The sequence below is a fragment of the Microcoleus sp. BR0-C5 genome, from assembly GCF_036705045.1.
In the GTDB taxonomy this organism is placed as follows: domain Bacteria; phylum Cyanobacteriota; class Cyanobacteriia; order Cyanobacteriales; family Microcoleaceae; genus Microcoleus.
This window is the reverse complement of sequence record NZ_JAUBTR010000151.1, coordinates 1-4,768: the sequence shown is the minus strand read 5'-3', so window position 1 is coordinate 4,768 and position 4,768 is coordinate 1. Positions and strand designations below refer to the sequence as shown.

The following is a 4,768-nucleotide window of genomic DNA, read 5'->3' as shown; positions in this document are numbered from 1 at the left end:
AATTAAGGCTTTGACCAATTATCATTGGTTGACTTATTGATGATTTGTTGTAGACCTTTATCAACCGGATTCCGTATCAGACGCCAAATTAAGGACACCCTAACTCTTCTATCATCCGCTGACAATGCTGTGTTATACTAACCGACAAAGCATCAATATCGAGCGGAGTATTCCCTACAGGAAGCTTGGTGGCAAAAGTGCGACCGAGGTGCAATCTATCCCATACAGAACGTTTTTGCCCTGCTCGCCCACTTCCAGGGTCATGTATCCCGAATCCCGATATTTCTCTATTCCAAACAGGGCTGAAGTGACGGATCAACACTGCTTCTCCCCATGAAACTAAATCGATTTCCATCGGCGCGACTTTGAAGGCAAAATCCTCAATTTTTAGATTGTCTACAGCTTCGATAGATTTTCTATGCTCTGACAAGGGTCCGTAAAGAGTGTTGCCAATAGTTGTACGCCCCGTCCGACGACCGCCCGGAGCTGCTTTACCTACATAGATTGGCAGACAGCACTTACTCAAGTTTGCCTGTTTAATAAGGTTATACATTGAGAAGTCGCCCTGGTAGTACAGCAAATATGCTCCGCAATATTGGATCAAATCCTCCCTGACACGATCCAGTTCCTGAAGATTATAACAATTTTGCTTGCCACAGAAAGCGATTAAGTTTTCTTGTAAATCTGGCGGGACTCTAAATACTTCGAGCATGGAGTAAATTCTCAAATCTAAAATCTCAAATTCATTGACTACACTCTCGCTGTTCTAACTGTCTCCAGCCGCGATCTGATGCTAGAGGCAATAACTTCTGCCAAAGCGACTGGTACAGCATTCCCCAACTGCTTCATAGTTTCTGTCCAACTGTGAGGAAAGAAGTATTCGTCAGGGAAAGTTTGCAGTCTAGCAGCTTCGCGAAGCGTAAAGTAACGCACCTGTCCCGTGGGCTCAACTAACATATTTTCTCCTCCAGGGACCCCGTGAACTCCTGCTTTTAAAGTTTTAGCTGGTTCATCTAACAAGCTGCCCGTATGGCCTGGATACTTTCTGGCTCCTGGTATAAAAATGTGATTTAGTACGCTGTTTTGGCTTTCTTTATTGCCTTCTTGTGGTAAGTCCGAAATGGCATCCCGCACAGTGCGCCAAGGCTGTTTTTGAGGTGGAAACAAGTTGAACTGAAGATTGAATATGCGCGAGGAAAGCTTGCTAGGTATGTCTGGACGATCGCTTTTAGAGATTTGATTGCGCTCCCAATAATTGCCAGTCACCCATTGCTCCCAATGCAAGGCTTCCTGAGAACAAGTCGGTTCAGGAAAAGACCACTCTAATCCTAAATCCGATCGAAAACCTACAATAAAAACCCTTTCGCGCTTTTGGGGAATGCCGTAGTCTGCCGCGTTGAGTAAGCGAAACACTACACGGTATGATAGTCCCTCACCGCGACCGGCGGTATGATGCTGTTCTAACCGGGACAGGTGATGGGGCCAATCCTCATCCAGTCTTTGTACAACTTCTGGATAAGTGAGTTGTAGGACAATATACTCAAAATATTTAGTGAAGGAGGAACGCAATAAACCTTTAACATTTTCGATAACAAATGCCTTGGGTTTGAGTTCTCGCACGGCCCGAAAAAAGTGCGGAAACATATTTCGATCGTCCTCACTCCCGCAGTGTTTTCCTCCTACAGAAAAAGGCTGACACGGCGGCCCTCCAGTTAGGAGGTCTACCCCCTCTTTGAGTTCTAGGGATGTAAAATCGAATTTCGCGATATCTGTCTCAAAAACAGACCAGTTTGAAATCGCTTTTACACCCCGCCGCTGATTTTCTCGAATTGTCTCGCAGGCATTTTTGTCCAGCTCGATCACTGCTTTGTGACAAAAGCCGGCTTTTGATACGCCTATTGCTAAGCCTCCTGCTCCGCTGAATAGTTCTACAGAGTTCATTATTAGCATTCTATTGAGCAACGGTGGATATTAATTTTAATCTAAAATCGCAGCGATTCGATCGACTGTCCGCTGATTTTCCTCCGGGCTACCCACCGTAATTCGCAAACCTCCTCCAGTATGCCTAATTAAAGTACCTCGCTCTTTTAGCTGCTGCATGATTTGTTTGTGTTCCTGTTCGGCAGATTCGCCCTCAGCGGCTTTCACCCGCAGGTAAACGAAGTTAGCCGCACTCGGCCAAACTTGTAATTTTTGATGCTGAGTTAGCGCTGCAATTAATTTGGCTCTTTCTGATAGAGTTTCGGGAATGGTTGCTAGCAATAACTGCCGCTGCGCTAGGGCTAACTCGGCTGCTGTTTGCGAGAAACTGGGAAGGTTATAGGGGAGACGGATTTTTTCTAAGGCGACTGTGAGTTCGGGATGGGCGATCGCATATCCGACTCTCATTGATGCTAGCCGAAATGCTTTGGAAAATGTGCGTAAAATTATCCAACTCGGGTGCTGGTGCAATTGGTCTGCTAAAGTATTTTGACTGAATTCAAAATAGGCTTCGTCAATTACTACTAATATCTCTTCGGGTAAGTTTGACAACCATTCTATTTCATCTGCTGTCAAAGCATTGGCTGTGGGAGAATTGGGATGAACGACAAAGACGGCGCGCACGGGGGGATTTTGATTTTGGGCGTTAGCGCTGCCCGCCCCTACGGGGGCTAAGCCAACGGAGAGGATCGCCCTTTTAGCAGCCTCGATATCGATTTCAAAAGTCTCCTCTTTCCGCTGAACACTCACAACGGGAATGCCGAGGGTTTGGGCGATTATTCCATACATCGAAAAGGTGGGATTCGCTACCAAAATAGAGCCTTGCCCGCCTAAGCAAGTAGCTATTAAGATGGATCTAATTAGTTCGTCGGAACCGTTACCCACAGAAATATTGTCGGCTGTAATGGCGGTTTTGGGCAGTGTAACCCCCCCTAGCCCCCCCTTGTTAAGGGGGGGGACATTTAGGGATTCATTGACGTATTGGGCGATCGCCTCTTTGAGCGCTGCGTGGCCTCCGTCGGGATAGCGATTTGTCTCAATTAACTGCTGGTAAGTCCAAGCTAGCTTTTTTTTTAATTCTTCTGGCAAGTCGTAGGGGCATTCGTTGGTATCGAGGCGATCGATCGCACTTTCCGAGTGCGCTGATTCTCCTGATGTGCCGCCCGGATGGGGAGTGTATGCGGTAAGTTCGGCTAAATCTTTTCGGATAAAGGGAAGCATGGTATAGTTTACGACTTTTTATTTTAGATAATTTGCTTAGAAGCATCTGAACTTAGCATAGAGCTTGTTCTATCTCGAAAGCAAGAGGAGAGGGGGGATTAGTTTCTGTCGATCGATTGATGCGTCGGCTGTGGCAAATTGATTATTCTTAGAAAGTAACTGCTAATATGTGGAAACCAAGTATGAAAGTCAAGCCTTCCGATTTATCTAAAAATGCCGCCGCTACCATCATAGCTTTGAGTTTGGCTGTTCTCCCTTCAGCGATGCCTGCCTCAGCTCAAACCGAATCAGCTCCGGCACAGAACAATACTGAGTCTAATGGAGTTGTTCTAGACAGAACTCCCTTTCAAGAAAGCAAGGAAGACAACAATCATTGGGGTGCTTTGGGTTTGTTGGGCATCCTCGGTTTGGCGAATCTGTTTCGCAAGGATGAACCCAAACGCTACCGCGATCCGATGGGGGAATAATTGTTTAAGCGACCATCGCACAAGCCAAAAACCAAATCAACCGTCGTGGATTCAGAAACCGGGTTTTTTAGGGAAAGACTGGATTATTGCCTTTAATCCGAGCCAAAAATCCGGTTTCTTTGATATTGAGAGGCATTTTTGCCAGAAAGCTTACTCAATCCCGCCACAAAGCAATCCCACCCAATAAACCGCTCACATTGGGTACTATTTTAACCTGTGGCGGTAAATCAAAAGCAATCTTTTTAGTATTGCCGCCGCCGATGTAAATGCGATCGCAGTTAAAGAGATTTTGCAGATAGGTGAGCGCTTTTTCCAGACGGCGATTCCATCTTTTAGAACCCACTGTATCTAATGCCGATCGTCCTAATTGCTGTTCGTAAGTTTCCCCTTTGCGAAACGGGTGATGTCCTAATTCTAGATTTGGCACCAAGATACCATCGACAAATAAGGCAGAACCGAAACCGGTGCCAAGGGTAATTACTAATTCTACCCCGGTCCCAGCAATTGCTCCCAATCCTTGAATATCGGCATCGTTAGCCACTCGCACAGGTTTTCCCAAGCGATCTTTGAGAGTAGTTTGTAAGTCAAAATCTATCCAAGACGGATCTAAATTCACTGCGGTTTTGATGACGCCTAAACGCACAACACCGGGAAAACCGACGGATACTCGGTCAAATTCCCCTTGTCCACTAGCTAAAGAGGCGATCGCCTCTAGTACGGGTTCCGGTTTCGGTGGTTGAGGCGTTTCTAAACGGCTGCGTTCCGTTTGGGGCTCGCCTTCATTGTCCAAAACCATAACTTTGATGCCACTTCCGCCAATGTCAACGGCTAAGGTGCGAGTCGATCGATCTTGTTCAGTCATTTGAGTTTTAAGACTTGCAAGTTGGTCAAATTTTAATTTTTGAATTGGCAAAACTTTTGAATCGCTTCCCACATTTCCTCTAGGACATTTCCCAAAGAATGATCGTCTTCTAATTCGATTAATTGCACCCAGGGACGGTTAGCGGCAAAATCTCTGCTAGCTGGTAGAGTCGATAGGGGAATTTCTACCCTTACCTCTCCTTCAAAACGGAACGTGAAACTTTCGCTTCATTCCGCTC

At 46.0% G+C, this 4,768-nt stretch carries 5 protein-coding genes; 1 reads left to right on the top strand and 4 read right to left on the bottom strand.

Annotated elements, in window-relative coordinates:
- Nucleotides 1–88: 88 nt before the first annotated feature.
- The 3 genes from QUB08_RS31330 to QUB08_RS31320 are packed head-to-tail and all read right to left on the bottom strand — an operon-like array spanning nt 89 to nt 3,201.
- Nucleotides 89–712 carry an Eco29kI family restriction endonuclease gene (locus QUB08_RS31330; RefSeq protein WP_333230126.1) on the bottom strand — a complete coding sequence of 208 codons (624 nt, stop codon included), beginning with the start codon at nt 710–712 and terminating at the stop codon, nt 89–91.
- Between the two features lie 38 nt (nt 713–750).
- Nucleotides 751–1,941, bottom strand: coding sequence for a DNA cytosine methyltransferase (locus tag QUB08_RS31325; protein ID WP_333230124.1), 1,191 nt, complete (start codon nt 1,939–1,941; stop codon nt 751–753).
- A gap of 36 nt (nt 1,942–1,977) precedes the next feature.
- A complete protein-coding gene (locus QUB08_RS31320) occupies nt 1,978–3,201 on the bottom strand; it encodes a histidinol-phosphate transaminase (RefSeq protein ID WP_333230122.1) in 1,224 nt (407 codons plus the stop codon).
- A gap of 182 nt (nt 3,202–3,383) precedes the next feature.
- Here QUB08_RS31320 and QUB08_RS31315 point away from each other — a divergent pair, with 182 nt between their 5' ends.
- Nucleotides 3,384–3,668, top strand: a complete 285-nt coding sequence (locus QUB08_RS31315) for a WGxxGxxG family protein (RefSeq protein WP_333214925.1) — start codon at nt 3,384–3,386, stop codon at nt 3,666–3,668.
- 154 nt (nt 3,669–3,822) lie between these two features.
- Here the strand turns inward: QUB08_RS31315 and QUB08_RS31310 are convergent, their stop codons facing one another.
- The gene (locus QUB08_RS31310) at nt 3,823–4,530 is read right to left on the bottom strand and encodes an ROK family protein (RefSeq protein ID WP_333230120.1); all 708 of its coding nucleotides are present in this window, start codon (nt 4,528–4,530) and stop codon (nt 3,823–3,825) included.
- Nucleotides 4,531–4,768: the final 238 nt, after the last annotated feature.

What these genes read in the sequence shown, in the direction of transcription:
- QUB08_RS31325 (WP_333230124.1), bottom strand. Translation starts at nt 1,941, where the DNA reads ATGAACTCTGTAGAACTATTCAGCGGAGCAGGAGGCTTAGCAATAGGC.
- QUB08_RS31310 (WP_333230120.1), bottom strand. Translation starts at nt 4,530, where the DNA reads ATGACTGAACAAGATCGATCGACTCGCACCTTAGCCGTTGACATTGGC.
- QUB08_RS31320 (WP_333230122.1), bottom strand. Translation starts at nt 3,201, where the DNA reads ATGCTTCCCTTTATCCGAAAAGATTTAGCCGAACTTACCGCATACACT.
- QUB08_RS31315 (WP_333214925.1), top strand. Translation starts at nt 3,384, where the DNA reads ATGAAAGTCAAGCCTTCCGATTTATCTAAAAATGCCGCCGCTACCATC.
- QUB08_RS31330 (WP_333230126.1), bottom strand. Translation starts at nt 712, where the DNA reads ATGCTCGAAGTATTTAGAGTCCCGCCAGATTTACAAGAAAACTTAATC.